The 25,628-nt window shown below is 68.7% G+C and carries 24 protein-coding genes and 1 pseudogene; 8 read left to right on the top strand and 17 right to left on the bottom strand.

The genetic code is table 11. The features are described from left to right. Positions 1–5: 5 nt before the first annotated feature. The 5 genes from AC5Y5V_RS05395 to AC5Y5V_RS05375 form a co-directional block, all read right to left on the bottom strand. The gene (locus AC5Y5V_RS05395; RefSeq protein ID WP_499931732.1) at positions 6–746 is read right to left on the bottom strand and encodes a lysophospholipid acyltransferase family protein; all 741 of its coding nucleotides are present in this window, start codon (positions 744–746) and stop codon (positions 6–8) included. A gap of 81 nt (positions 747–827) precedes the next feature. Beyond that, positions 828–1,211 (bottom strand): hypothetical protein, encoded by a 384-nt coding sequence (locus AC5Y5V_RS05390; RefSeq protein WP_499931730.1) that lies wholly within the window; start codon positions 1,209–1,211, stop codon positions 828–830. Beyond that, on the bottom strand, positions 1,208–2,479 hold the full coding sequence (locus AC5Y5V_RS05385) for an ArsA family ATPase (protein WP_499931955.1): 1,272 nt from the start codon (positions 2,477–2,479) through the stop codon (positions 1,208–1,210). The genes AC5Y5V_RS05390 and AC5Y5V_RS05385 overlap by 4 nt, the downstream gene beginning before the upstream one ends. Continuing rightward, positions 2,476–2,910, bottom strand: coding sequence for an SRPBCC family protein (locus AC5Y5V_RS05380; protein ID WP_499931729.1), 435 nt, complete (start codon positions 2,908–2,910; stop codon positions 2,476–2,478). Before AC5Y5V_RS05380 ends, AC5Y5V_RS05385 begins: the two co-directional genes overlap by 4 nt. A gap of 77 nt (positions 2,911–2,987) precedes the next feature. Beyond that, complete coding sequence (locus AC5Y5V_RS05375; protein WP_499931727.1) at positions 2,988–3,377, bottom strand: polyketide cyclase / dehydrase and lipid transport; 390 nt, start codon at positions 3,375–3,377, stop codon at positions 2,988–2,990. Between the two features lie 186 nt (positions 3,378–3,563). Between AC5Y5V_RS05375 and AC5Y5V_RS05370 the strand changes: the two genes are divergently transcribed. Beyond that, positions 3,564–5,366, top strand: a complete 1,803-nt coding sequence (locus tag AC5Y5V_RS05370) for an AMP-dependent synthetase/ligase (protein WP_499931725.1) — start codon at positions 3,564–3,566, stop codon at positions 5,364–5,366. Positions 5,367–5,425: 59 nt separating this feature from the next. On the opposite strand, the gene pimB is transcribed toward AC5Y5V_RS05370, so the two are convergent. The 4 genes from pimB to AC5Y5V_RS05350 form a co-directional block, all read right to left on the bottom strand. Beyond that, complete coding sequence (pimB, locus tag AC5Y5V_RS05365; RefSeq protein ID WP_499931723.1) at positions 5,426–6,586, bottom strand: GDP-mannose-dependent alpha-(1-6)-phosphatidylinositol monomannoside mannosyltransferase; 1,161 nt, start codon at positions 6,584–6,586, stop codon at positions 5,426–5,428. 92 nt (positions 6,587–6,678) lie between these two features. After that, on the bottom strand, positions 6,679–7,470 hold the full coding sequence (locus AC5Y5V_RS05360) for a hypothetical protein (protein WP_499931953.1): 792 nt from the start codon (positions 7,468–7,470) through the stop codon (positions 6,679–6,681). 28 nt (positions 7,471–7,498) lie between these two features. Beyond that, positions 7,499–8,593 (bottom strand): peptidoglycan hydrolase RipC, encoded by a 1,095-nt coding sequence (gene ripC / locus AC5Y5V_RS05355; protein WP_499931721.1) that lies wholly within the window; start codon positions 8,591–8,593, stop codon positions 7,499–7,501. Positions 8,594–8,829: 236 nt separating this feature from the next. Next, entirely contained in the window at positions 8,830–9,084 is a 255-nt protein-coding gene (locus AC5Y5V_RS05350; RefSeq protein ID WP_499931719.1) for a hypothetical protein, read from the bottom strand. Here AC5Y5V_RS05350 and AC5Y5V_RS05345 point away from each other — a divergent pair. Further along, positions 9,065–11,035 (top strand): annotated as a pseudogene (locus tag AC5Y5V_RS05345) (DEDD exonuclease domain-containing protein); the annotation flags it as partial. The gene AC5Y5V_RS05350 and the pseudogene AC5Y5V_RS05345 sit on opposite strands and share 20 nt — an antisense overlap. Here AC5Y5V_RS05345 and trpD read toward each other — a convergent pair. Next, positions 10,973–12,040, bottom strand: coding sequence for an anthranilate phosphoribosyltransferase (gene trpD / locus AC5Y5V_RS05340; protein ID WP_499931951.1), 1,068 nt, complete (start codon positions 12,038–12,040; stop codon positions 10,973–10,975). The pseudogene AC5Y5V_RS05345 and the gene trpD sit on opposite strands and share 63 nt — an antisense overlap. A gap of 194 nt (positions 12,041–12,234) precedes the next feature. Between trpD and ctaE the strand changes: the two genes are divergently transcribed. Genes ctaE through qcrB form a run of 4 tightly spaced genes read left to right on the top strand, consistent with a single transcriptional unit; the run spans position 12,235 to position 16,586 of the window. Further along, a complete protein-coding gene (gene ctaE, locus AC5Y5V_RS05335) occupies positions 12,235–12,846 on the top strand; it encodes an aa3-type cytochrome oxidase subunit III (protein ID WP_499931717.1) in 612 nt (203 codons plus the stop codon). Positions 12,847–12,904: 58 nt separating this feature from the next. Next, a complete protein-coding gene (gene qcrC, locus AC5Y5V_RS05330) occupies positions 12,905–13,762 on the top strand; it encodes a cytochrome bc1 complex diheme cytochrome c subunit (RefSeq protein WP_499931716.1) in 858 nt (285 codons plus the stop codon). Beyond that, positions 13,759–14,940 (top strand): cytochrome bc1 complex Rieske iron-sulfur subunit, encoded by a 1,182-nt coding sequence (gene qcrA / locus AC5Y5V_RS05325; RefSeq protein WP_499931714.1) that lies wholly within the window; start codon positions 13,759–13,761, stop codon positions 14,938–14,940. Before qcrC ends, qcrA begins: the two co-directional genes overlap by 4 nt. After that, the gene (qcrB, locus tag AC5Y5V_RS05320) at positions 14,937–16,586 is read left to right on the top strand and encodes a cytochrome bc1 complex cytochrome b subunit (RefSeq protein ID WP_499931712.1); all 1,650 of its coding nucleotides are present in this window, start codon (positions 14,937–14,939) and stop codon (positions 16,584–16,586) included. Before qcrA ends, qcrB begins: the two co-directional genes overlap by 4 nt. Positions 16,587–16,808: 222 nt before the next feature. Here the strand turns inward: qcrB and AC5Y5V_RS05315 are convergent, their stop codons facing one another. From AC5Y5V_RS05315 to ctaC, 4 genes are all read right to left on the bottom strand, one after another. After that, positions 16,809–17,453, bottom strand: a complete 645-nt coding sequence (locus tag AC5Y5V_RS05315) for a DUF2561 family protein (RefSeq protein WP_499931950.1) — start codon at positions 17,451–17,453, stop codon at positions 16,809–16,811. Beyond that, entirely contained in the window at positions 17,453–18,289 is an 837-nt protein-coding gene (locus tag AC5Y5V_RS05310) for an MmpS family transport accessory protein (RefSeq protein WP_499931711.1), read from the bottom strand. Before AC5Y5V_RS05310 ends, AC5Y5V_RS05315 begins: the two co-directional genes overlap by 1 nt. 180 nt (positions 18,290–18,469) lie before the next feature. Further along, positions 18,470–18,892, bottom strand: a complete 423-nt coding sequence (locus AC5Y5V_RS05305) for a cytochrome c oxidase subunit 4 (RefSeq protein ID WP_499931710.1) — start codon at positions 18,890–18,892, stop codon at positions 18,470–18,472. 8 nt (positions 18,893–18,900) lie between these two features. Continuing rightward, a complete protein-coding gene (gene ctaC / locus AC5Y5V_RS05300; protein WP_499931708.1) occupies positions 18,901–19,995 on the bottom strand; it encodes an aa3-type cytochrome oxidase subunit II in 1,095 nt (364 codons plus the stop codon). 174 nt (positions 19,996–20,169) lie between these two features. Between ctaC and asnB the strand changes: the two genes are divergently transcribed. Continuing rightward, positions 20,170–22,122: an asparagine synthase (glutamine-hydrolyzing) gene (asnB, locus tag AC5Y5V_RS05295; protein WP_499931706.1), complete on the top strand. Its 1,953-nt coding sequence runs from the start codon at positions 20,170–20,172 to the stop codon at positions 22,120–22,122. 9 nt (positions 22,123–22,131) lie between these two features. Here asnB and AC5Y5V_RS05290 read toward each other — a convergent pair whose 3' ends face one another. Beyond that, entirely contained in the window at positions 22,132–23,106 is a 975-nt protein-coding gene (locus tag AC5Y5V_RS05290; RefSeq protein WP_499931704.1) for a carbohydrate kinase family protein, read from the bottom strand. A gap of 208 nt (positions 23,107–23,314) precedes the next feature. Here AC5Y5V_RS05290 and AC5Y5V_RS05285 point away from each other — a divergent pair, with 208 nt between their 5' ends. Continuing rightward, the gene (locus AC5Y5V_RS05285) at positions 23,315–23,977 is read left to right on the top strand and encodes an Rv0361 family membrane protein (protein WP_499931702.1); all 663 of its coding nucleotides are present in this window, start codon (positions 23,315–23,317) and stop codon (positions 23,975–23,977) included. Position 23,978: 1 nt separating this feature from the next. On the opposite strand, the gene AC5Y5V_RS05280 is transcribed toward AC5Y5V_RS05285, so the two are convergent. Continuing rightward, positions 23,979–24,335: an iron-sulfur cluster assembly accessory protein gene (locus tag AC5Y5V_RS05280; protein ID WP_499931701.1), complete on the bottom strand. Its 357-nt coding sequence runs from the start codon at positions 24,333–24,335 to the stop codon at positions 23,979–23,981. A gap of 79 nt (positions 24,336–24,414) precedes the next feature. Next, a complete protein-coding gene (locus tag AC5Y5V_RS05275) occupies positions 24,415–25,491 on the bottom strand; it encodes a glycerate kinase family protein (RefSeq protein WP_499931948.1) in 1,077 nt (358 codons plus the stop codon). Positions 25,492–25,628: the final 137 nt, after the last annotated feature.

The following is a 25,628-nucleotide window of genomic DNA, read 5'->3' as shown; positions in this document are numbered from 1 at the left end:
CGCCTCTAGCCCGCAGCCGTCTCGGGAATCCGCACGGCCTCGCTGCCATTTTCGGTGCTGCCCTTTTCGGTCGAGCCCGTGTCCTTCAGGGTCGCCGCGTAGATGTCGACGTACTCCTGGCCGGACAGGCCCATCAGTTCGTAGATCACCTCGTCGGTGACGGCGCGCTCGATGAAGCGGTTGCCGGCCAGGCCCTCGAAGCGGGAGAAGTCCATCGGCTTACCGAACCGGACGGTGACCCGCCCGAAGCGCCACATCTTGCTGCCGGGCGGGTTGACGACGTTGGTGCCGATCATCGCCACCGGGATCACCGGGACGCCCGATTCCAGCGCGAGCCGCGCCAGCCCGGTCTTGCCCTTGTAGAGCCGGCCGTCGGGCGAGCGGGTGCCCTCTGGATACATGCCGAGCAACTTGCCCTGCCCCAGCAGGCGCTGGGCGGTGTCCAGCGCGGCCTGGGCGGCGTCGGCGTCACTGCGGTCGATCGGCACCTGGCCGGCCACGGTGTAGAACCAGCGGGTGAACCAGCCCTTCAGGCCGGTGCCGGTGAAGTATTCGGCCTTCGCCAGGAACGTGATGCGGCGGCGCACGACGAGCGGGAGGTAGAAACTGTCCGCGACCGCGAGATGGTTACTCGCGAGTATCGCCGGTCCGGAATTCGGAACGTGTTCCAGGCCTTCGACTTTCGGCCGACCGAGCAGAGACAGTAACGGGCCCATGAAGATGTACTTGAATAGCCAGTACCACATGGCCCTCCCTCTCGCCCGCACCCGATGGTGTCCAACTGTACCCATGTGCGACGACAGGGACCACCTCGGAGCAGGGCCGGCTCACTCCTCGACGGTGACGTGGATTGGCTGGTAACGCGTCTTCACGGTGGGCTCGTGCGGCCCGCTCCCGTTGGTGGTGACGCCGCCGGACGGATCGTCGGGCGGCGGCCCGTCGGTTCGGTCGATGTCGTCGACTATGGCGCGAATCACGTCCAACAGCGCGACGCTGTGGTCGGCGATGACGGTCACCAGCGGGTGCTGTTCGCCGTTGACCAGCGCGGCGAGCGCACACACCGGGCACCACACCTGCTGGCACTTGCCGGGCTCTTTGCCGAGGCCGGCGGCGAGCGCGGCCGTAGACCGCACGGTCGGGTCGATCCTGTTCAGCAGCGCCTGCGCGAGCCTGCGCAGCTCCGGACCGATCTCGGGATGCGTCCCAGTCACTTCGGCCACACCTCCGGATCTGGTCGGAATCGAATTGTCAGCTCACTGCCCCGCAGATGTGCGTCCAGCACCGTACACCGCCGCAGAACAGACGCCAAACGAACTCTGCGCCGCAGTCCACCCGAACTGATGATCAGGTCGTCGTCGACGCGGCCCAGCGTCAGCGCCCCGGGATCGAGCTGGGGCAAGGCCACCCGCATGCGGTACACGGACTCAAGCCCCGACCCCGATTCCAAGTCCACAATAGGACGCAGCGGGCCCGGGGGTGCGCCTCCGCCACGCCGACGGGCGCCATCGAGCAGCTCACCCAGCGCCTTCGGGCCGATCGGCTCGCCGGCCAGATGCGGCGTCAGCACCAGCGCCACGTCACCGATGGTGGCGTCGAGTTCGGCCAGCACGGAACGCTGTTCGGAGATGCGTTCGGCGTACCAGTAGAACGCCGGGTGGTCGGGCAGATTGCGATACTCGTAGGACTCGTCGCGCACCAGCACCTGATTGACGATCAACTCCTCGACGCGAACCCCCATCAGCGCCAACGACCCCAGCGTCCGGGTCGCCTCGGCGGCCACCACCCGCTCGGGCGTCAACACCAGGTGCGCGCCCACCAGATCGCCGTCGGTCAGCAACTCGCCGAGCCCCTCGACGCTGGCGCTGATGCGCTCCAGCAGGTCGACGACGGCGGCCGTGCGGGCGTCGTCGGCGCCGACCGACAGCCTGCGGTGCCGCGGCCAGGCGCGCTCCACGTAGAGGGCGAACGTGGCGGGCAGGGTCAACATCCGCAGCGCGTCCGCGGTCGAGGCGCAGTCGACGACGATCCGGTCCCAGCGCCCGGCTATCGCGAGCTCACCCACGGCGTGCAGACCCAGCACCTCCTGGACGCCCGGCAGCGCCGAAAGTTCCTCGGGGGCAATGCTACTCAGATCGGACTCGGGAAATCGGCCGTCCAGCGCGTCCACCACGTCGCGCCACCGCGCCTCGAGCAGGGCCAGGGTGTCTAGCGCCAGGGCGTCCAGGAAGCCGCCCGCGTCGTTTCGCCCCGAATCGAGATCGGCCAGCACCCGCACGGGTTCGCCCGAACCGGTGGGCGGGACGGGGACGCCGAGCACGTCGCCCAGTGAGTGGGCCTGGTCGGTGGACACCAGCAGGACCCGTCGGCCCTCGCTCGCGTCACGGACGGCGGTGGCCGACGCCAGAGTGGACTTTCCTACGCCACCCTTGCCGACGAACAGACTGATCCGGGCCGGGGCGGGCGCATCGGATTCACTCAGCCCTCGACTCGTTTCTTCAGATCCTTCAAAGCGGTGTCGGTCAGTCTGCGCTCGGCCTTGCGTTTGAGCATTCCGATCATCGGGACGGCCAGATCGACGGCGAGCGCGTAGGTGACCTCAGTGCCAGAGTCCTTGGCCGCCAAGTGATACGAGCCTTCCAACGACTTCAGCAGCGAGCTGGAAACCAGGCTCCAGCTCAGCGACTTGCGGTCGTCCGGCCAGGTGTAGGACATGACCAGGGTGTCCTTGATGACGCCGGCGTCCATCACGAACCGGACGACCTTCGGGTAGCCGTCCTCGCCGCGCTGCTGCACTTCGGCCTCTTTGTACTCCGAAATCCAGTCGGGATAGGTGTCGATGTCGGCGATCACCTCCAGCACCGTGGCCGGATCGGCGTCGATGAAGATCTTCTGCGTCGTCTTTTCCGCCACCTGGCTACTTCCCTCTCTCCGCACGCGGGGGCGACCAGAGCCGAAACGGTACTGTCGTCCGCCAAACGCTGACCCGGTTAAACTACCGGAGAAACCCCGACGGGACGCGAGCGTTCGAGGGTTGTCTTCACCTCGAAAGCCATTTTTTTCCCGGCCACCCGGCGCTTATGCGTCATCTTGGCCAGGTTCATCTTGGCCAGCTCATAGGCCGCCGCACCCGACGGTTCGGCGTGCAGAAAATAGTGCAGCACCACCCCGTCCAGCGACGGCTCCAGCCAAACCTCCATGGTGCCGGTCAACGGGCCGCCGACCGACCACCGGATGCCCTTCTCGGCGCGGTCCTCGACGACTTCCAGACGTAGGTCGGGCCACCACCGGCGCCAGCTGGACCGGTCGGCGACCGCGGCACCGACGTGCGCGCCGTCGGCGGCGACAAACGTCTGGTCCGCGATCTGGATGCTGCTCACCGCTTCAGCTTTGCACACCGTTTCCGCGGCCCCGAACCGCGGGATTCCTTCGGCGGTCCCGGCTTCGCCTCGCCTCCGCCGGCCCCGGCGGCCAGCTCCCGCGAGCCTCGCCGAACCGCCGGATTAGGCTGGGCGTCAGCAAGCCGGCACTCGGCAACATCACACGAGGTCAAGCGAGGTTATGCAGTGCGTGAGTTAAGTGTCCCTGCCAGCTTTTCTGTCGAGGAGCACGACAACGTCGCGGCGATGGTCTTCGAGCATGAGCGCAAGGATCCCGACTTCGCGATCTACCAACGCCTGGTCGACGGCAAGTGGACCGACGTTTCCTGCGCCGAGGCCGCCGACCAGATCCGTTCTGCGGCACTCGGATTGATCGCACTGGGGGTCCAGGCCGGCGACCGCGTGTCCATCTTTTCGGCCACCCGCTACGAGTGGGCGATCATCGACCTGGCGATCCTGTCCATCGGCGCGGTCACCGTGCCGATCTACGAGACGTCGTCGGCCGAGCAGGTGCGCTGGGTGCTGCAGAACTCGGGGGCCGTGGTGGCCTTCGCCGAGACGGACGCGCACGCCGCGATGGTCGCCGAGCTCAGCGGGGAGCTGCCCGAGCTGCGTCGGGTGCTACACATCAACGGCTCGGGTCCCAAGGCGCTCGACCAGCTCGCGGAGGAGGGCGCGTCGGTCGATGCAGGCGAGCTGACCGCGCGGCTCGAGGGGCTGCGTTCCAGCGACGCGGCGACGCTGATCTACACCTCCGGCACCACCGGGCGGCCCAAGGGCTGCCAGCTGACCCACGCCAACCTCCTGCACGAGATTCGCGGCACCCAGGACTGCCTGCCGACGCTGCTGCGCCAGGGGCAGCGACTGTTGGTGTTCCTGCCGTTGGCCCACGTATTGGCCCGGGCCCTGACCCTGTCCGCGTTTGCCAGCAAGGTCACCGTCGGCTTCACCAGCGACATCAAGAACCTGCTGCCGATGTTTGCGGTGTTCAAGCCGACGGTGGTGGTGTCCGTCCCGCGAGTGTTCGAGAAGGTGTACAACACCGCCGAGCAAAATGCCTCCAACGACGGCAAGGGGCCGATCTTCAAGGCGGCCGCGCAGACCGCGGTCGACTACAGCCGGGCGCAGGACAAGGGTGGGCCGGGGCTGGTGCTGCGTGCCAAGCACGCGCTGTTCGACCGGTTGGTGTACGGCAAGCTGCGCGCGGCGCTGGGCGGCGACTGCACGGCGGCCGTCTCCGGCGGCGCGCCTCTGGGCGCCCGGCTGGGTCACTTCTTCCGCGGGGTGGGAGTGACCGTCTACGAGGGCTACGGCCTGACCGAGACCAGCGCGGCGATCACCGTGAACCAGATCGACGCGCAGAAGGTCGGCACCGTCGGGAAGCTGGTGCCAGGCAACAGCCTGCGCCTCGCCGACGACAAGGAGGTGTTGGTACGCGGCGGCGTGGTCTTCGGCGGCTACTGGCAGAACGAGCAGGCCACCGAGGAGGCGTTCGACGACGGCTGGTTCAAGACGGGCGATCTCGGCTCCGTCGACGAGGACGGCTTCCTGAGCATCACCGGCCGCAAGAAGGAGCTCATCGTCACCGCCGGGGGCAAGAACGTCGCGCCCGCCGTGCTGGAGGACGAGCTGCGGTCCCATCCGCTAATCAGCCAGGCGATGGTCGTCGGGGACAACAAGCCGTTCATCGGCGCGCTGATCACCATCGACCCGGAGGCGTTCGAAGGCTGGAAGCATCGCCACAGTAAGTCCGCCGGCGCGTCGGTGGGTGATCTGGCCACCGATCCCGACCTGGAAGCCGAGGTGGACATGGCCGTCAAGCACGCAAACAAGCAGGTCTCCCACGCGGAGTCGATCCGCAAGTTCCGGATTCTTCCCGTCGACTTCACCGAGGACACCGGCGAGCTGACACCGACGATGAAGGTCAAGCGCAATGTGGTGGCCGAGAAGTTCGCGTCTGACATCGAGGCCATCTACACCAAGGAGTAGCGCGATCGCGAGCGCGGCGCAGCCGGGCGAAGCGGGTCGCCGCCATCAGGCCCGCGGCTCTAGACGTTCTCGCGCCGACCGTCGCGCAGCAGGTCCGCCAAGCGGCTGGCCAGGGTGTCCCAGCGCCACGCCGACGTGACCCACTGGCGTCCGGCGGCGCCCATCGCGGCGGCGCGGTCGCGGTCGGTGAGCAGCTCGGCGACGGCGTCGGCGACCTGATCGACCGAGCGGCCGTCGACCACCAGCCCGGTCTCGTTGTCCCGCACCGCTTCCGGGGCCCCACCGGAGCGCCCGGCGATTACCGGCACCCCGCTGGCCGAGGCTTCGAGGAAGACGATGCCCAGCCCCTCAACGTCCATTCCGGCGCCGCGGGTGCGGCACGGCATCGCGAACACGTCGGCCAGCGCGTGGTGAGCGGGCAGCTCGGGGCCGGGCACGCCGCCGGTGAACGTCACCTGGTCGGCCACCCCGCACTCCTGCGCCAGCTTGCGCAGCGCGTCCAAGTACGGGCCGCCGCCGACGATCACCAGCGCGGCGTCGGCGATGCGCCGCCGGATCGATGGCAGCGCCTTGATCAGGACGTCCTGGCCCTTGCGCGGCACCAGCCTTGACAGGCAGACCACTGTGGGCCGGTCTCCCAGGCCGTAGCGCGCGCGCAACTCGGCGCGGGCGGCCGGATCGGGCCGGAAGCGGTCGGCGTCCACCCCGGGCGGCAGGTATTCCAGCGACGCCGCGGGCCCGAAGGCCGGCGCGAACCGAGACCGCGTGTACCGGCTGACGAAGGTGACGACATCCGTCTCGTCGCCGATGCGGCGCAGCACCGACCGGGCGACGGGCAGCATGGACCATCCCACCTCGTGACCATGGGTGCTGGCCAGCACGCGGGTCGCCCCGGCCTGACGGGCTCGGCCCGCGAGCAGGGCCAACGGCGCCGCCGCGCCGAACCACACCGTGTCGATCCCCTCGTCGGCGATCAGTCGACGCATCCGGGTGTCGACCGTCGGCACGGGCAGCATCAGCGTGCTGGGATGACGCACCACCCGGTAGCCGACGTCGCCGGCCAGGTCGTCGAACACGTCGGCGCCCTTCCATTGCGGCGCGTACACCGTCATGGCGTGCGACCCGGTGGCCACCAGCCGACTGACGAACTCCCCCAGGTAGGACTGGATGCCGCCGCGGCGGGGCGGAAAGTCGTTGGTCACCAGCAGGACCCGGCTCATGCGGGTGAGGCTAGCTTCCGGTGCGCGAGCAGACGCAAAAGCCCCCGTTTCGACCCGTTTGGGGACTTTTGCGTCTGCTCGCCGGGGTGCAGCTAGCCCCGCAGCCACCGCTGCCAGCCGGCCAGCAACCCCGCCGTGTCGGTCCCGAGCACGTCGCGGACAGCGGTGGCCAGGTCGGCGTGCCCCACTCCGCAGGCGGCCAGGTAGAACGCGCGCAACGCCGGAGCCCCGTAGGTGTCGGCGACGAACCGCGCGAACCACCAGGCGCGGTCGTAGGCCAGCGAGCGCTGCGGCCCGGCCGCGTCCAGGTCGGTGTCCGACGGCAACTGCGCCGCCACCGTCGTCGGCGCGTCGGCGGGCGGCGCAGTCCGCGGCCGGGCCACGAAGTCGGCGACCCCTTCGGTCAGCCAGCGCGGTGCGTCCAGGGCAGTGTCCCCGCGCGCCGCATAGTGAAAAAGCTCGTGTGCCAGCACTATTCGCAGCGCTGCGGCACTCATGTTGGCGGCGCCGGGTGCGAACACCATCCGCGGGTTGACGGCCGCCCGGCGCGCCGGGTCGACACGGTCCACGACCGTCACCGCTGCGATATCCGCCCACTGCGAGGCCGGGCCGCCGCCGGCCGCGGCGCGAAACTGCTCGTCGGAGCCGGCGGCCACCACGGTGACCTCACGCGGCCAGCCGGCTCCCCAGAAGGCGTCCACCTTGTCGACGGCGGCACCGATGTCCGACGCGATGCGCGAGAGCAGGCTCCCCGTATGCGGGCCGCCGAGGTCGACGAGCCGGACGGCGCGGTCGCCGACGATCAGGAGCCCGGGGTGATCCGCCGGGGCCAGCGCCACGGCCGCGGCCGTGACCAGCTCGGCAACCAGCACACAGGCCAGCAGAAGCGGTGCCGGCCGTGCGGCGAGGCGTCTAGTAGCGGCGCGCGTCGTAGATCGGGCCGGAGGAGTTCATCGGTACCACCCGCACCGGCACGCCGTAGGTGGAGGAATGGATCATCATCCCGTCGCCGACGTAGATGCCGGCGTGTGACGCGTCCGAGTAGAACGTCAGCACGTCGCCGGGCTGCAGATCCGACAGGTTCACCGGTTGACCGCCGTGTGCCAGCGCCTGGCTGGAGTGCGGCAACGAGATGCCGGCCTGCTGGAACGCCCACATCACCAACCCGGAGCAGTCGAACCCGCCCGGCGAGGCACCGCCCCACACGTACGACGACCCGACCTGCGTCAGCGCCGCCTGCACGACGGTGGCGCGATCCCCACTGGGAGCCGGCAGTCCGGGAACCAGCCCGCCTGGCGGCGGCGCGTCACCGGGAGGCGGCGCGTCAGGCGGCGGCGCGCCGGGCGGCAATGCCTCGGGAGGGGGGCCCCCCGGGGCCGCGGCGGGCGCCTGGCCGGGAGGATTGGCGAAAACGGTGCGCTGCGTGGGTGTCAACGAGAAGTACTGCGACTTCACGACGGCGATCTGTACCTGCAGCTGACTTTGCTTGGACTGCAGGCTGGCCCGCACCGCGGCGGCCTGCTCGGCCGCGCTCTTGGCCTCGGCGGCGGACTTCGCGGACGCCTCTTCGGCCCGGGCGGCCTGCTGGCCGGCGGCCCGGAAGCTGGCCATCTGCGCCCTCATCTCACCCGACAGCACGCGCTGCACCGACAGCCTGTCGATCAGCTGCTGCGGCGAGTCCGAGGTCAGGATGGCGTGCATCCCGTCGGTGCGTCCGCCCATGTACGTGGCGGCGGCGAGCCGGTTGACGGCGCCCTGGTAGGTGCCGAGGCGGTCCTTGGCGGCCTGCGCGGCGGCCTGGTCCTCCGCGTGCTTCTTTTCCGCCGTCTGCAAGACGGCCAGCTTCTTGTTCAAGTCGAGTTGCGCGGTGTGCATGGCTTCGGTCGTCTGCTCGGCCTGCCGTGATAACTCGTTGAGTTTCGCCACCGGATCGACGGCCGGGTCGGCCGCCGCGCTAGTAGCAACAACACCGGAGAAGACGATGAAGCCCGCGAGCGCACCGACCATGGGACGCGATATGACACGCGCAATCGGATGCTTACAGATGAGCCTCAAAATGTTGCTTCCTTAAACTGCCATCGACGCGTGTCGCAGCCGAGCTGGTTTAGGTCTCAAACAGGTTACGAAACGATATCGACGTTTGTCCAAAGGGGTTCATTAAGAAAATAGGAAGATTTATGTCATTTTCTTAGGACGCCAACTGGCCGACCCTCCCTAGCCAGGAGTTATGGCGCACAGGGCAATTAAGCGACGCCGGATCCCCGATTGCCTCGGATCGGCACCAAACGCAGCCTCGGCGCCAATCCGGCCTCGGCGAGCACCTCCAGTGCGGCGCGCTCGTCGTAGAGCAAAGTTTCCGGGACCCCGAGTAACACACTGACGACGCAGTCGCGGCATGCCGCACCCCGCACCGCGCAGTCGTCACAGTCGATCACCACCGGCGCCCCCGGTTCTGGCGCCGGGCAGCCCTGGCTTGTGATGCACGTCCTGTCTGTCATCGAGCGGTCCTCTCGGTCGGCCTCCGTCGAGTTCTTCCGCACGCTAACCGCGGCCACCGACAGGTTTTGCGAATCGGGCTGTCGGTGGGACCTGTCGGTGGGTCCGCTTAACGTCGCAGCCGTGGGATTGACCGGCGCGACCCAGCTGAGCTTCGCCGATATCCGTACACCCGACGAAACGCCGCTACGCGACACCACTTTCGTCGTGGTAGACCTCGAGACCACCGGGGGTCGGGCCACCAGCACGCCGGGCAAGCCCGAAGCGCTCCCCGACGCCATCACCGAGATCGGCGCGGTCAAGGTCCGCGGCGGTGTCGTGCTCGGCGAATTCGGCACCCTGGTGGACCCGCAGCGCAGCATCCCGCCGCAGATCGTGCAGCTCACCGGCATCACCACGGCCATGGTGTGCGACGCGCCGACGATCGACGCGGTGCTGCCGATGTTCCTGGAATTCGCCGGCGGTTCGGTGCTGGTCGCCCATAACGCGGGGTTCGACATCGGGTTCCTGCGGGCCGCCGCACAGCGCTGCGAGATCGCCTGGCCGCGGCCGCACGTGCTGTGCACCGTCCGGCTGGCCCGCCGGGTGCTCAGCCGCGAGGAGGCCCCCAGCGTGCGGTTGGCCGCCCTGGCGCGGCTCTTCGCTGTCGCCGCCCAGCCCACCCACCGCGCCCTCGACGACGCGCGGGCCACCGTCGACGTGTTGCACGCGCTGATCGAGCGGGTCGGCAACCAGGGCGTCCACACCTACGCCGACCTGCGCACCTACCTGCCCAACGTGACGCCGGCCCAGCGCCGCAAGCGAGTGCTCGCCGAGGGCCTGCCGCACGCGCCCGGGGTCTACCTGTTCCGCGGGCCGGCGGGCGAGGTGCTCTACATCGGCACTGCCGTGGACCTGCGGCGCCGGGTGAGCCAGTACTTCAACGGCACGGACCCGCGGGGCCGGATGAAGGAGATGGTCGGGCTGGCCGACACCGTCGACCACGTCGAGTGCGCCCACTCGCTGGAGGCCGGCGTACGGGAACTGCGGATGCTTGCCGCGCACGCCCCGCCGTACAACAGGCGGTCGAGGTTCCCGCAGCGCTGGTGGTGGGTGGTGCTGTCCGACGAGGCGTTTCCGCGTTTGTCCGTGGTCCGGTCGCCGCGGCACGACCGTGCCGTCGGCCCGTTTCGGTCGCGCACCGACGCCGCGCAGACCGCCGCCCTGCTGGCGCGGTTCACCGGGGTGCGCACCTGCACCACCCGGCTGGGCAGGTCGGCGCTGCACGGGCCCGCCTGCCCGGAGGTCGAGGTGTCGCCCTGCCCCGCCGCCCGCGACGCGACGGCCACGCAGTATGCCGCCGCGGTGGCACGCGCCGCCGCATTGATCGACGGCGTGGACAACGCCCCGCTGGCCGCCGCCGTCCAGGAGGTCACCCGGCTGGCCGGGCTGTGCCACTACGAGCGCGCCGCGCGACTGCGCGACCTGACCGCCACCGCGATCGAGGCCCTCTGGCGCGGCCAGCGCCTGCGCGCCCTGGCCGAGCTGCCCGAGCTGGTCGCCGCCGAGCCCGCCGGACCCGACGGTCAGGACGGCTATCAGCTCGCCGTCATCCGGCACGGCCAGCTCGCCGCGGCCGGCACCGCCAGACGCGGGGTCCCGCCGATGCCCGTCGTCGACGCCATTTCTGCGGGCGCCCAGACGATCTTGCCGTCGGCGGCCCCGCTGGGCGGGGCGCTGGTCGAGGAGACCGCTCTGATCGCGCGCTGGCTGGGCACCCCCGGCGTGCGCATCGTGCGGGTCGCCGGCGTCAACGACGCCGGATGGGCCACCCCCTCGGGGTCCGCGGGCGCCTGGGCCGAGTGGGCGGCGACGGCACGCTCCGCGCGGCTGGCGGCCGACCAGGCCGAGTCAGACCTGCTGGCCGAACCGCACCCAACGCGCGAGCAGCTGTTCGGCCGCACCACTGTCGATGGCCGCGGCGGCCCGGGCCAGCCCGTCCTCCCACGCCGGCAACCATTCAGCGCGGCTGGATAGCCCGGCATGAGCGACGATCGCGCCGGCGGCATTGAGCACCACGGCATCGCGCACGGGGCCCTTGGCCCCGCCGAGCACCGCGCGCACCTCCGCGGCGTTGGCCTGCGCGTCGCCGCCCAGGAGCTCGTCGAGCTCGGCGCGGGCGAACCCGAATCCCGCCGGATCGAAGGTCAGCCGGTCCACGGTGCCCGCCTGCACGCGCCAGATGGTGCTGGTGGTCGTCGTGGTCAGCTCGTCGAGCCCGTCGTCGCCGTGCACGACCAGCACGCTGGAGCGGCGCGCGGCGAACACCCCGGCCATCACCTCGGCGAGCTCGCCGAACGCGCAGCCGATCAACCCAGCCCGCGGCCAGGCCGGATTGGTAAGTGGCCCAAGGAGATTGAATACGGTAGGCACCCCGATCTCGCGACGCACCGCGGAGGCGTGCCGGTAGGAGGGGTGAAACACCGGGGCGAAACAGAAGCCGATCCCGACCTTGGCGAGGCTGCGCGCCACCTGCTCGGGCCCGAGGTCGATGCGCACGCCGAGCGCCTCCAGCGTGTCCGCGCCGCCGGACAGCGACGACGCCGCCCGGTTGCCATGCTTGACCACCGGGACGCCCGCGGCGGCAACCACGATCGACGCCATGGTGGACAGGTTGACCGTGTTGGCGCCGTCGCCGCCGGTGCCGACGATGTCGACGGTGTCGCCGACCTCCGCGCGGATCGCATCGAGCGGCATCTGCCGCGCGTGGCTGAGCATGACGTCGGACAGCTCGCTGACCTCCGCCGCGGTCGGCACCTTCATCTTCATCGCAACGGCGAACGCAGCGATCTGGGCCGGGCTCGCGTTGCCAGTCATGATCTGGTCCATCGCCCAGGCGGCCTGACCGCGGGCCAGGTTCTGCCGGTCGGTCAATCGGGCCAGGACCTGTGGCCACGACGGCGCCGACCCGCCCGGAATCGCGGGAGTTCCCCGGGGCGACGGGGGCTTGGGTGATGCCCCAGATGACTCGGCCACGCGCCGATGGTCCCACGCTGACCAACCGCCTCCCAAAGCGCGCCGAGGAGGGTGTGAGCGCGACACGCGAAATTGATTTGCACGAAATTTCTGACCCGGGTGGTCTCAAACAACTACAAAGCGTCATACTTGCGGATGTGACCAGCGCTGTGGGGACTTCCGGTACCGCGATCACGTCGCGTATTCATTCGCTGAATCGGCCCAACATGGTGAGTGTTGGCACCATAGTGTGGCTTTCCAGTGAACTGATGTTCTTTGCTGGGCTGTTCGCGATGTACTTCACGGCGCGCGCCCAGTCCGGCGGGAAGTGGCCGCCGCCGCCGACCGAGCTGAATCTGTACCAGGCCGTCCCGGTGACGCTGGTTCTGATCGCGTCGTCGTTCACGTGCCAGATGGGCGTGTTCGCGGCGGAGAAGGGCGACGTCTTCGGGCTGCGCCGCTGGTACGTGATCACCTTCCTGATGGGCCTGTTCTTCGTCCTCGGCCAGGCCTACGAGTACTTCCACCTGGCGACCCACGGCACCACGATCCCCGGCAGCGCCTACGGCAGCGTCTTCTATCTGGCCACCGGATTCCACGGGTTGCACGTCACCGGCGGCCTGATCGCATTCATATTCCTGCTGGCCCGCACCGCGATGACCAAGTTCACGCCGGCGCAGGCGACCGCCAGCATCGTCGTCTCCTACTACTGGCACTTCGTCGACATCGTGTGGATCGCGCTGTTCACGGTGATCTATTTCATTCGATGAGGGACGCACCCAGGACCAGCCCGAACCAGCCCGACCAGGAATGAACAGGAGTTCTCGGTTGAAGAAACTGCGGTTCACCCGATCAGGTGGCGATGAGCGGAAAGCCCGGCCCAAGAACCGCTCTCGCCGCCGGCTCCAACGCAGACTGTCCGGAGGGGTGCTGCTGCTGATGGCGCTGACCTTCTCCGGAGGGCTGGCCGCCGTGTTGACCCCCACCCCGCAGGTGGCCATCGCCGACGAGAACAACGCGGCGGCGATTCGCAAGGGTCAGCAGCTGTTCGACACCTCCTGCGTGTCGTGCCACGGCGCCAACCTGCAGGGCGTGCCCGACCACGGGCCGAGCCTGATCGGCGTTGGCGACGCCGCCGTCTACTTCCAGGTGTCCACCGGCCGGATGCCCGCGATGCGCGGTGAGGCCCAGGCGGCGCGTAAAGACCCGATCTTCGACGAAGGGCAGACCGAGGCGCTCGGCGCCTACGTGCAGTCCAAGGGCGGCGGCCCCACGGTGAAGAAGGACCCCGACGGCAGCCTCGCGATGCGCTCGCTGCGCGGCGAGGACCTGGGCCGCGGCGGCGACCTGTTCCGGCTCAACTGCGCGTCCTGCCACAACTTCACCGGCAAGGGCGGGGCGCTGTCGTCGGGCAAGTTCGCCCCCGACCTGGGGCCGGCCAATGAGCAGCAGATCCTGACGGCGATGCTGACCGGCCCGCAGAACATGCCGAAGTTCTCCGACCGTCAGCTTTCGTTCGAGGCCAAGAAGGACATCATCGGTTACGTCCGGACGGTCGCCGAGGAGCGTTCGCCGGGCGGCTACGGCCTGGGCGGCTTCGGACCGGCCCCCGAGGGCATGGCGATGTGGATCATCGGGATGGTCGCCGCCATCGGGCTGGCGCTGTGGATTGGGGCTCGGTCATGAGCGACGCCGACGAATCGACCAAGTTGCCCGACGACGCCGAACTGGCCACGATGTCCAACGAGGAACTGCTGGCGCTGGGCGGCCGGATGGACGGTGTCGAGACCGTCTTCAAGGAGCCGCGCTGGCCGGTCGAGGGCACCAAGGCCGAGAAGCGCGCCGAGCGCGGGGTTGCGCTGTGGATGTTGCTGGGCGGCGCGTCCGGGCTGGCCCTGCTGGTGATCTTCCTGTTCTGGCCGTGGGAGTACAAAGCGCTCGAGGACCACGGCAGCCTGCTCTACACGCTGGCCACCCCGTTGTACGGGCTGACCTTCGGGCTGTCCATCCTCGCCATCGGGATCGGCGCGGTGCTGTACCAGAAACGGTTCATCCCGGAAGAGATTTCGATCCAGGATCGGCATGACGGCGCGTCGAAGGAGATCGACCGCAAGACCGTCGTCGCGAACCTGACCAACGCCCTGGACGGTTCCACGATCAGGCGGCGCAAGCTGGTCGGCCTGTCGCTGGGGATGGGTCTGGGCGCTTTCGGGCTCGGCACCCTGGTGGCGTTTGCCGGCGGCATGATCAAGAACCCGTGGAAGCCGGTCGTCAAGACCGCCGACGGCATGAAGGCCGTGCTGTGGACGTCCGGTTGGACCCCCCGCAAGAAGGGCGAGACCATCTATCTGGCGCGGGCCACCGGTTCACACGATTCGGCGCCGTTTACCAAGCTGCGTCCCGAGGACCTCGACGCCGGCGGCATGGAGACGGTCTTCCCGTGGCGGGGGCCGGAAGTGGACGGTGACGGCACCACGGTGGAATCCCGCGAAAAGCTGACCGAGATCAAGATGGGTATCCGCAATCCCGTGATGCTCATCCGGATCCGGCCCAGCGACATGGGCCGCGTGGTCAAGCGCAAGGGACAGGAGAGCTTCAACTGGGGCGAGTTCTTCGCCTTCACCAAGGTCTGCTCGCACCTGGGCTGCCCGTCGTCGCTGTACGAGCAGCAGTCCTACCGCATCCTGTGCCCCTGCCACCAGTCGCAGTTCGACGCCCTGTACTTCGCCAAGCCGATCTTCGGCCCCGCGGCCCGCGCGCTGGCGCAACTGCCCATCACCATCGACACCGAGGGGTATCTGGTCGCCAACGGTGACTTCATCGAGCCCGTCGGACCCGCATTTTGGGAGCGCACAACAACATGAGTCCAAAACTCAGTCCTCCGAAGATCGGTGACGTCCTGGCCGAGCAGGGTGAGGCCATCGATACCCGGTATCACCCGTCGGGCGCGGTCCGCCGTCAGCTCAACAAGGTGTTCCCGACGCACTGGTCGTTCCTGCTGGGCGAGATCGCGATGTACAGCTTCATCGTGCTGCTGCTCACCGGCGTGTACCTGACGCTGTTCTTCGACCCGTCGATGACCGAGGTCACCTACAACGGCGTCTACGGCCCGCTGCGTGGTGTGGAAATGTCCCGCGCCTACGAGTCGGCGCTGAACATCTCCTTCGAGGTCCGCGGCGGGCTGTTCGTCCGGCAGATCCACCACTGGGCGGCGCTGATGTTCGCCGCGGCGATCATGGTGCACCTGGCCCGCGTGTTCTTCACCGGAGCGTTCCGCAGGCCCCGTGAGGCCAACTGGATCATCGGCTCGCTGCTGCTGATCCTGGCCATGTTCGAGGGCTACTTCGGCTACTCGCTGCCCGACGACCTGCTCTCCGGCATCGGCCTGCGCGCCGCGCTGTCGTCGATCACGCTGGGCATGCCGGTGATCGGAACCTGGCTGCACTGGTTCCTGTTCGGCGGCGACTTCCCCGGCAACATCCTGATCCCCCGGCTCTACGCGCTGCACATCCTGCTGCTGCCCGGGATCATCCTGGCGCTGATCGGACTGCACCTGGCCATGGTGTGGTTCCAGAAGCACACTCAGTTCCCCGGCCCGGGACGCACCGAGCACAACGTCGTCGGCGTGCGCGTGATGCCGGTGTTCGCGTTCAAGTCCGGTGCCTTCCTTGCGATCATCGTCGGCGTGCTGGGTCTGATGGGCGGCCTGCTGCAGATCAACCCGATCTGGAACCTGGGTCCGTACAAGCCGTCTCAGGTGTCGGCCGGTTCGCAGCCCGACTTCTACATGATGTGGACGGAAGGCTTGGCCCGTATCTGGCCGCCATGGGAGTTCTACATCGGCCACCACACCATTCCGGCGGTGGTCTGGGTCGCGCTGCTCATGGGTGCGGTGTTCATCCTGCTGATCATTTATCCGTTCCTGGAGAAGCGGTTCACCGGTGACTACGCGCACCACAACCTGCTCCAGCGCCCCCGGGATGCCCCGGTACGCACGGCCGTCGGCGCCATGGCGATCAGCTTCTACATGGTGCTCACACTCGCGGCGATGAACGACATCATCGCGCTGAAGTTCCACATCTCGCTGAATGCGACGACGTGGATCGGACGCATCGGCATGGTGATCCTGCCGCCGCTGGTGTACTTCATCACCTACCGGTGGTGCATCGGGCTGCAGCGCAGCGACCGAGATGTACTCGAGCACGGCGTCGAGACGGGCATCATCAAGCGACTGCCGCATGGCGCGTACATCGAGCTGCACCAGCCGCTGGGCCCGGTCGACGAGCACGGCCACCCGTTGCCGCTCGAATACCAGGGCGCACCGATTCCCAAGCGGATGAACAAGCTCGGTTCAGGCGGGTCGCCGGGTAGCGGCAGCTTCATGTTCGCGGACCCGGCCTCGGAGGATGCGGCGCTGCGCGAGGCCGCACACGCCGCCGAGCACCGGGCGCTGACCGCGCTGCGTGAGCACCAGGAAGGCACGAACGGGTCGACGAACGGCGAGCACTAGCGCGCCGATAGGGCGCTACCTCGTCGTTGACTCTGCGCGCAGCGCGCAAACGTGCGAGTAGACACCACGCTCACCGCAGACTCAACGCAGCAGCCCGGCCGACACGCCGGCCCCCGCGATTGACTCTGCGCGCAGCGCGCAAACGTGCGAGTAGACACCACGCTCACCGCAGACTCAACGCCGCGAAACGCCGCGAAACGCAGCGAACGCGGGCATAGCCCGCTAGTGGATCGCGATCACGCGGCGCAGCTGCCGGACGTGCCGCCACTCCTGCAGTGGCATCGTGGCGGTGACTAAGCCGGCCAGGGTGTACGCGACCCACGAAGACCCCTCGTGGCCGAGTGCCATGAGGTAGGTCGCAATGCCCACGACGACCAGCGCGGCCCCCAGCGTGCTCGTCAAGCCCACGGCGCCGCGCAGCCAAATCCGGTCCACGGCAGCGCCGGACCATTCGTCGACGTGTCCATACGCCTGGGTCCGCTCCTGACGCGCCCGGTCGGCTGCAGTGCGCGTGCCCGCATACCCGGAACTGGCCGGCTGCCGGCCGACCCGGCGGGCCAGCGCCCCCACCGATCCGGCGGCCGGCTCGGCCGCAGACATGCGGCGCGCCCGCAGCAGCAACGGGATCGCCGCGGCGATGGTCAGCGCTGAGACGACGATGACGGCGTAGAGGACCCATGGCGTGTGCGGCGTCCGGGCGACCTTGTGCAGACCCCGGCCCAGATCGGTCAGGGCCACGGTGGCGGCCACCATCACCCCGACCAGCAGCAGCCACACCGCAGCGCACGACCAGATCATGATGCGGTCGACGACGTCGGCCGGAACGGTGTCCGATTCTTGCCGGTACGCGGAGTATTTGTTGGCCATCAGCAGTTCGTCTGCCATGCGTCGTTGGCGTTTGCTGACAACACCGTCCCATCGCTAGTGGTGATCGAGCAGTTGAGTTTGCTGACTCGGAAGAGGCTGGACGCCTCGAGCGAGCCGACGTCGGATTGCGAAATCGGTGTGACGGTCATCGACCATGGAATGTACACATTGTGCTGGGTGCGCCGCCGACCAGAGGCATCCACATAAGTCACCGTGATGATGTCACCCGGCGCCTTACTGCCGGTCACCGAATACGTGACCTGCCGCGGACCGGCGGGCGTCGTGGTCGTGGGCGGCGGGGGTACCACCGCCGCCGGGGTGGACGACGTCGGCGGCGCGGTGCTCGGCGCGGGCTGGGGCGGCTGGGACGTCACCGTCACGGTCTGCGTTTCCGTCGACGTCGAGATCTGTGGAGTGGTCGGTGGCGGCAACGACGTGGTCGTCGGCCTGGTGGTGCTGATCTCGTCCTGGCCGGTCACCACGGACGTCGTGGTCGGGCCGGGGGTGGCCACATCGGTGGTGCCGGTGTGGGTGACCACCAGCGCCACCGCAACCACCAGCGCGACCGCGGCCACGATGGCCACGACACCGACCACCCACGGCCAGCGCGGAGCGGTGCGCTCGTCGATCAGGTCGGACGAGCCGTCGTAGCTGTCGTAGTCGTAGAGCTCGACCGGCAGGTATGGGCCGCCGGTGAATTGCTCGGACTCGGGCGCGGAGTACGCCCGCGAGTAGACGTCGGTCTCGTCGCCGCCGTCGGCGTCGAGGGGCTCCGGTTCCTCACTGGCGGAACCGGCGTCGTCACGGTCCCGTTCGGGGGGATTCGACCCGCTCATGTTCGCCTGCCCTGTCCAACCGCACCACCAACGCACGGCGCTCCGCGGCAGCGTTGCACACGCGCTCGGGGGATGTTCATCGTCCCTCGGCAAACCCTACCGAACCGGCTTGCACAAATAAGTTCGGGCAAACTGGCCACTGATCAACTGATGCCCTGATTGTGACCTTTGGGACGCCGATCAGTGCTTCTCCGGCCCGACGTAGTACTCGAAGACCAGGCCGGCCACCGACGCGAGGATGAACACCACCCCGGCGACGATCAGCCAGGGCAGCCACAGGGCAATGCCGGTGGCCGCCACCGAGCCGGACAACGCGATCAGAATCGGCCACCAGCTGTGCGGGCTGAAGAAGCCCAATTCCCCAGCGCCGTCGCTGATCTCAGCGCCCTCGTAGTCCTCGGGCCGGGTGTCCAGTCGGCGCGCCACAAACCGGAAGAAGGTGGCCACGATCAACGCCATGCCGCCGGTGAGCGCCAGCGCGGTGGTACCCGCCCACTCCACCCCCCCAGGCCGCTGGAACAGCGCGGTGAGCAACCCGTACAGCACCGCGGCGAGCACAAAGAAAGCGGCGATGAACTCGAACAGCCTCGCTTCGATATGCATTGCGTGTCCTAACCCACTGGACTCGGGGCCAGCTGGCCGCGGCGCGTGTCGAACGGATGGGTGGTCTGGGCGAACGGCTCTTCGTTGATCGCCCGCAAGGCCTCGGCGTTGGTCTTGCCGTCGCGCCGCTGCTGCAGGTAGGTCTTGAACTTGTCGATCTCGACGACCCGCACCTCGAAATTCATCATCGAGTGGTAGGTGCCGCACATCTCGGCGCAGTGCCCGACGAACGGGCCGGTCTTGGTGATCTCCTCGACCTGGAAGCGGTTGACGGAGTTGTTCGCCTCAGGGTTGGGCATCACGTCGCGCTTGAACAGGAACTCCGGCACCCAGAACGCGTGAATAACGTCGGCCGAATTCAGCTGGAACTCGATGCGGGTGTGCACGGGCAGCACCAGCACCGGGATCTCGGTGGCGGTGCCCAGCGTCTCGACCTCGTCGAAGTTAAGGTAACGCCGGTCCTCAGTGTTGAACCCGCGGATCGGCCCGACGCGCTCCTCACCGTGCGCGTCCTTGCCTTCCGGCTTGGAGAGCATCGCCTCTTTCTTCTTCGGGTCGGCGCCCTCGTACTTCGGCGAGCCGTCCTTCAAGTTGACCCGCTGATAGCCGAACTTCCAGTTCCACTGGAAGGCCGTGACGTCGATGACCACCTCGGGGTTGTCGGCCAGATGCAGCATCTTCTCCTGCACCACCACGGTGAAATAGAACAACACCGAGATGATCAGGAACGGCGTCACGGTGAGCACCAGCTCCAGCGGCATGTTGTAGCCGAACTGCCGCGGGAACTCCGGGCCGTCGGCCTTCTTGCGGTGGAAGGTGGCCGTCCAGAAGATGAGGCCCCACACGATGCCGCCGACGACCAGCGAGGCGATCACCGCGCCGATCCACAGCTCGCGGTTGACGTGCGCCTCCGGGGTGATGCCCTTCGGCCACCCCATTGCCATCGCGTCTTCCCAGCTGCAGCCGCTGAGCGTGACGGCCAGCATGCCCAACGCCCCGACGAGCGCCAGACGACGGACTCTGTGCCCCGCGGCGCCTCCGGAACGGCGCTGAAACCTACCCTGCGACAAGCATTGCGAACGGCCGAGCTCGCGACGTGTCACGTTGGCGCCTCCTGTATCACAAGCTGGGCCGACGGAACCGACGGCTAACTCGGATTCGAATACTACGCAGCGTAGACCACGCCGCCCCAGAGGGCGACGATGTGTGGGCATAACGCCCCCACAAGAGGCACTCGACAGGCGATTCACACCCCGGGTGCGGCATACTGGGGCGCCGTGTGTGGACTGTTGGCCTTCGTCGCGGATCCGGCCGATTCGGACGGCCCTGACGCCGCCGGGGCCGACAGCGCCATCGCCGACGCGTCGCACTTGATGCGGCACCGCGGGCCCGACGAGCCGGGCACCTGGGTGGACCCCGGTGCCGACGGCAGCGTCGTGTTCGGATTCAACCGGCTGTCCATCATCGACATCGCGCACTCACACCAGCCGCTGCGCTGGGGGCCGCCGGAAACCCCCGACCGCTACGTGCTGGTGTTCAACGGCGAGATCTACAACTACCTCGAGCTGCGTGAGCAGATGCGCGCCGAGCACGGGGCCGTCTTCGCCACCGATGGCGACGGCGAGGCGATCGTCGCGGGCTACCACTACTGGGGCACCGACGTGGTCAAGCGGCTGCGCGGCATGTTCGCGTTCGCGCTGTGGGACACCGTCATCCACGAATTGTTTTGCGCCCGCGACCCGTTCGGCATCAAGCCGCTGTTCATGGCGACCGGCACCGGGGGCACCGCGGTGGCCAGCGAGAAGAAATGCCTGCTGGATCTCGCGGAGCTGGTCGGGTTCGACACCGGGATCGACCTGCGGGCCGTGCAGCACTACACCGTCCTGCAGTACGTGCCGGAGCCCGAGACGTTGCATCGCGGGGTGCGCCGTTTGGAGTCGGGCTGCTACGCGCGGATTCGGCCCGGCGCGGCCCCGGAGATCACCCGCTACTTCGTGCCGCGGTTCGCCGCCGTGCCGTTCACCCGCGACACCGAGCAGGCCCGCTACGACGAGATCACCGCGGTCCTCGAGGACTCGGTGGCCAAGCACATGCGGGCCGACGTCACCGTCGGCGCGTTTTTGTCCGGAGGGATCGACTCGACGGCCATCGCGGCGCTGGCCATCCGGCACAACCCGCGACTGATCACGTTCACGACGGGTTTCGAGCGGGAGGGCTTTTCAGAGATCGACGTCGCGGTGGCCTCGGCCGAAGCGATCGGCGCGCGACACATCGCGAAGGTGGTCAAGCCCGACGAGTTCGTCGCCGCGCTGCCCGAAATCGTCTGGTATCTCGACGAACCCGTCGCCGACCCGGCGCTGGTGCCGCTGTTCTTCGTGGCTCGCGAGGCGCGCAAGCACGTCAAGGTGGTGTTGTCGGGCGAAGGCGCCGACGAGCTGTTCGGCGGCTACACGATCTACCGGGAGCCGCTGTCGCTGAAGCCGTTCGACTACCTGCCACGGGGGCTGCGACGGTCGATGGGCAAGGCGTCCAAGCCGCTGCCGGACGGCATGCGGGGCAAGAGTCTGCTGCACCGTGGGTCGCTGACGCTCGAGGAGCGCTACTACGGCAACGCCCGCAGTTTCTCCGACGTGCAACTGCGCGACGTGCTACCGGAGTTCCGCGACGACTGGACGCACACCGATGTGACCGCGTCGGTGTACGCGGAATCGGCCGGCTGGGACCCGGTGGCCCGCATGCAGCACATCGACCTGTTCACCTGGCTGCGGGGCGACATCCTGGTCAAGGCCGACAAGATGACGATGGCCAACTCGCTGGAGCTGCGGGTGCCGTTCCTGGATCCCGAGGTGTTCGCGGTGGCGTCGCGGTTGCCCGTCACGGCCAAGATCACCCGTACCACCACCAAGTACGCGCTGCGACGGGCGCTGGAACCGATCGTGCCGGCGCACGTCCTGCACCGGCCGAAGTTAGGTTTCCCGGTGCCGATCCGGCACTGGCTGCGCGCGGGCGAGCTGCTGGAGTGGGCGTACGCGATGGTCGACTCGTCGCAGGCGAATTACCTCGTCGACCTGCCCGCGGTGCGCCGAATGCTCGACGAGCACCGATCCGGTGTCACCGATCACAGCCGTCGCCTGTGGACGTTGCTGATCTTCATGCTGTGGCACGCGATCTTTATCGAACACAACGTCGTCCCGCAGATCAGCGAGCCGGAGTACCCGGTCGAGTTATAACTCGCGCTACTAAGCCAGCACCGCGGCGATCTCGGTGGCGGCGTCGTCGCCGAACGCGCCCGCGAGCCGGGTGGTCGCGGCCTCGTGGTTCCACTCCCACTCCTGCGTCCCGGTCGATTCCAGCACCAGCACGGCCACCAGCGAGCCCAGCTGCGCCGAACGCTCCAGGCTCAACCCGGCGCTGCGTCCGGTCAGGAAGCCGGCCCGGAAAGCGTCGCCGACGCCGGTGGGGTCGGTCTGGCTGGTCTCCGGGACCACGCCGACGTGGATGCTGCTGCCGTCGCGCTCGACGACGTCGACGCCCTTGGCACCCAGCGTCGTCACGCGCAGGTCGACCTGGGCCATCACGTCGGCCTCCGACCAGCCGGTCTTGGACAGCAGCAGGTCCCACTCGTAGTCGTTGGTGAACAGGTAGCTGGCGCCGTCGATCAGCTTGCTGATCTCCTCCCCCGACAGCCGCGCCAGCTGCTGGGACGGGTCGGCGGCAAACGGCAGGCCGAGCTTCCGGCACTCGTCGGTGTGCACGATCATGGCCGCGGGATCGTTGGCCCCGATGATCACCAGCTCGGGCTTGCCGATGGACGACACCACGTCTGCCAGCGAAATGTCGCGGGCCTCCGACATGGCGCCCGGGTAGAACGACGCGATCTGGGCCATGTCCACGTCGGTGGTGCAGACGAAGCGCGCCGTGTGCGCGGTCTTGGACACCAACACGTTGTCGCAGTTGACGTTGTGGGCCTGCAGCCAGTTGCGGTAGTCGCCGAAGTCGTCGCCGGCCGCGCCGACCAACGCGACGTCCCCGCCCAGTACGCCAATGGCGAAGGCGATGTTGCCGGCCACGCCGCCGCGATGAATCACCAGGTCATCGACCAGGAAGCTGAGCGAGACCTTCTGCAGGTGGTCGGCCAGCAGCTGCTCGGAGAAGCGGCCGGGGAACCGCATCAGATGGTCGGTCGCAATCGAACCAGTCACCGCGATCGTCACGAAAAATCACCCTTCATTAGTAAGGCTGCCTATCCTACCGGCGGTTATCGGGCGCCTCGTCCGCGACGGTGCGTCCGACACGGACGCCAGGCCGGCATCCAACCCCGCGTCTGGGGGCGGGGTCACCGTCGTGCGCTAGCCTGCCTAGGAAGCTCGGAAGCCTCGGGGGGCCAGCCGCGCGCCCTATCCACCACCGTAGGAGATGTCGATGGCAGGTCCGCAACCGCCGAACCCCATTGTCGGCGCTGACGGACCAGCCGGGCCCGGCTCCCCGCAGTTCATCGCGACCCAGCCCGCCTTCGCCAGCAACCCGCCGGACGGCGCGGCGCCGCCTGCCGTCAACTACCCCGAGGAGCCGCCGTCGGCGCCCGGGCAGCCGTCGCCGCGGCGGTCCAAGCGGCTGATCATCGGCCTGCTGGTGGTCGCCGCGCTGGTCACCGCGATGACGGCCGCCATCGTGTACGGGGTCCGCACCAACGGCGCCAACACCGGCGCCACGCTCTCGGAAGGCGCGGTCAAGACGGCGGTTCAGGGCTATTTCGACGCCCTGGTGCGCCGTGACGTGGAGACTGTCGCGCGCAACGCGCTCTGCGGCATTTACGACGGGGTGCGCGACCACCGGTCCGACCAGGCCCTGGCCCGGGCGACCAGCGACGCGTTCCGCAAACAGTTCTCGCGGGTCGAGGTGACGTCGGTCGACAAGATTGTCTACCTGTCGCAGTACCAGGCCCAGGCGTTGTTCACCATGCGGACGGCGTCGGCACCCAGCGGCATGATGACCGGCGACGTGCAGGGCGTGGCGCAGCTGCTATTCCAGCGCGGCCAGATCTTCGTGTGTTCCTACGTCCCGCGCGACGCGGGCCCGTACTAGATCAGTTGAACGAATCGCCGCAGGCGCAGGAGCCGGTGGCGTTGGGGTTGTCGATGGTGAAGCCCTGCTTTTCGATGGTGTCCACGAAGTCGATGGACGCGCCTTCCACATAGGGCGCGCTCATCCGGTCGACCGTCAGGTTCACGCCGCCGAACTCCGCCGTCAGGTCGCCGTCCAGCGCCCGGTCGTCGAAGAAGAGGTTGTAGCGCAACCCCGCGCAGCCACCCGGCTGGACCGCGATGCGCAGCGACAGGTCGTCGCGGCCCTCCTGGTCCAGCAGGGCCTTGGCCTTGGCGGCAGCGGCCTCGGTCAAAATCACGCCGTGGGTCTTGGCGGTTGACTCGTTCTGCACCGTCATTGCGTCTCCTACGTGGCTCTTTGTTTGGGTGGGTCCGCCCGGCGCTTTCCGACGTGCGCACTGGCGACAGCCCGCTCTATCAACGGTACCTTGCTGGACCGCTATTCCCGAGTCGCGCCGCAACCTGTGATGCCAATCCCATCAGCTGATTGGCCGCGTCGGCCTGCGCCAACCGCACCGACCCCGCGTAGTCGGCGATAGACAGCGCCGACATGATGCCCGCCGCCCGGCACGCGGATTTGTCCAGGCCCACCTGTCCGGCCAGCACGATCACCGGAATTCCGAGCGGAATCGCGGCGTCGGCGAGCGACCCGACCACCTTCCCGTGCAGGGACTGCTCGTCGAACCGGCCCTCGCCGGTGACGATCATGTCCGCGTCGGCAAGGTCGTCGGCCAGGTTGGTGTGCTCGGCGATGATCGCCGCTCCCGACTCGCACCGGCCGCCCAGCGCCAGCAACCCGGCCCCGATTCCCCCCGCGGCGCCGGCGCCGGGCTCCGCGCTCACGTCGCGGCCGGCGACGTCCTCCAGCTCCAGCGCCCATGCCTCGAGCCGGACCTCGAGCGCCGCCACGGTGGCGGTGTCCGCGCCCTTCTGCGGCCCGAACACCCGAGCGGCGCCCCACGGCCCCAGCAGCGGATATTCGACGTCCGACGCAGCGATCAGCTCCACAGCGTCGAGCTGGCGGCGCGCCGCGTCCAGTCCGCCGAGCTCGGCGACCATCGCGCGCCCGCCGTCGGTGCAGGCGCTGCCGCCCAGGCCGACCACGATCCGGGTCGCGCCGACGCGCAGCGCCTCGGCGATAAGCTCCCCGACTCCCCTGCTGTGGGCCGCCAGCGCGGTCTCCGGCGTCGGCGGGCCGCCGAGCAGCGCCAGACCGCAGGCCTGCGCGCACTCCAGGTAGGCGGTGGACGATTCGGGATCGAACACCCAGTTGGCGTCCACGGGGTCGTCCAGCGGCCCGCACACCCGCAGCCGCCGCGACTCGCCGAACCGCTTGGCCAGCACCTCGATGAAGCCGGGGCCCCCGTCGGACTGTGGGGCGACGATGAACCGGTCGCCCGGTCGCGACCTGGTCCAGCCGGTCGCGATGGCGGCGGCGGCCTGCACCGCCGAAAGGCTGTCGCCGTAGCAATCCGGGGCCACCAGGACCCGCATGGCGGGCAGCTGAATACGGCCGGGCGCCGGCTCGGCGCCGGCAGGGCCCGGCGCCATGGAGTCGTCGCTCACGGGAAGCCGTTCATTACCCCGTAAGAGTAGGGCCAAGCGGCACGACACACTGGCGATGCACGATA

The sequence above is a fragment of the Mycobacterium sp. NGS68 genome (assembly GCF_059812195.1).
Note: the sequence above shows the minus strand (reverse complement) of the source record. Positions and strands in the feature narration are given on the sequence as shown.

What these genes read in the sequence shown, in the direction of transcription:
- AC5Y5V_RS05395 (WP_499931732.1), bottom strand. Translation starts at nt 746, where the DNA reads ATGTGGTACTGGCTATTCAAGTACATCTTCATGGGCCCGTTACTGTCT.
- pimB (WP_499931723.1), bottom strand. Translation starts at nt 6,586, where the DNA reads ATGAGCCGGGTCCTGCTGGTGACCAACGACTTTCCGCCCCGCCGCGGC.
- ripC (WP_499931721.1), bottom strand. Translation starts at nt 8,593, where the DNA reads ATGGTCGGTGCGCTCGCGGGCTTCATCGTCTTCTCCGGTGTTGTTGCT.
- AC5Y5V_RS05350 (WP_499931719.1), bottom strand. Translation starts at nt 9,084, where the DNA reads ATGACAGACAGGACGTGCATCACAAGCCAGGGCTGCCCGGCGCCAGAA.
- qcrA (WP_499931714.1), top strand. Translation starts at nt 13,759, where the DNA reads ATGAGCGACGCCGACGAATCGACCAAGTTGCCCGACGACGCCGAACTG.
- qcrB (WP_499931712.1), top strand. Translation starts at nt 14,937, where the DNA reads ATGAGTCCAAAACTCAGTCCTCCGAAGATCGGTGACGTCCTGGCCGAG.
- AC5Y5V_RS05315 (WP_499931950.1), bottom strand. Translation starts at nt 17,453, where the DNA reads ATGGCCAACAAATACTCCGCGTACCGGCAAGAATCGGACACCGTTCCG.
- AC5Y5V_RS05310 (WP_499931711.1), bottom strand. Translation starts at nt 18,289, where the DNA reads ATGAGCGGGTCGAATCCCCCCGAACGGGACCGTGACGACGCCGGTTCC.
- AC5Y5V_RS05305 (WP_499931710.1), bottom strand. Translation starts at nt 18,892, where the DNA reads ATGCATATCGAAGCGAGGCTGTTCGAGTTCATCGCCGCTTTCTTTGTG.
- AC5Y5V_RS05285 (WP_499931702.1), top strand. Translation starts at nt 23,315, where the DNA reads ATGGCAGGTCCGCAACCGCCGAACCCCATTGTCGGCGCTGACGGACCA.
- AC5Y5V_RS05280 (WP_499931701.1), bottom strand. Translation starts at nt 24,335, where the DNA reads ATGACGGTGCAGAACGAGTCAACCGCCAAGACCCACGGCGTGATTTTG.
- AC5Y5V_RS05275 (WP_499931948.1), bottom strand. Translation starts at nt 25,491, where the DNA reads ATGCGGGTCCTGGTGGCCCCGGATTGCTACGGCGACAGCCTTTCGGCG.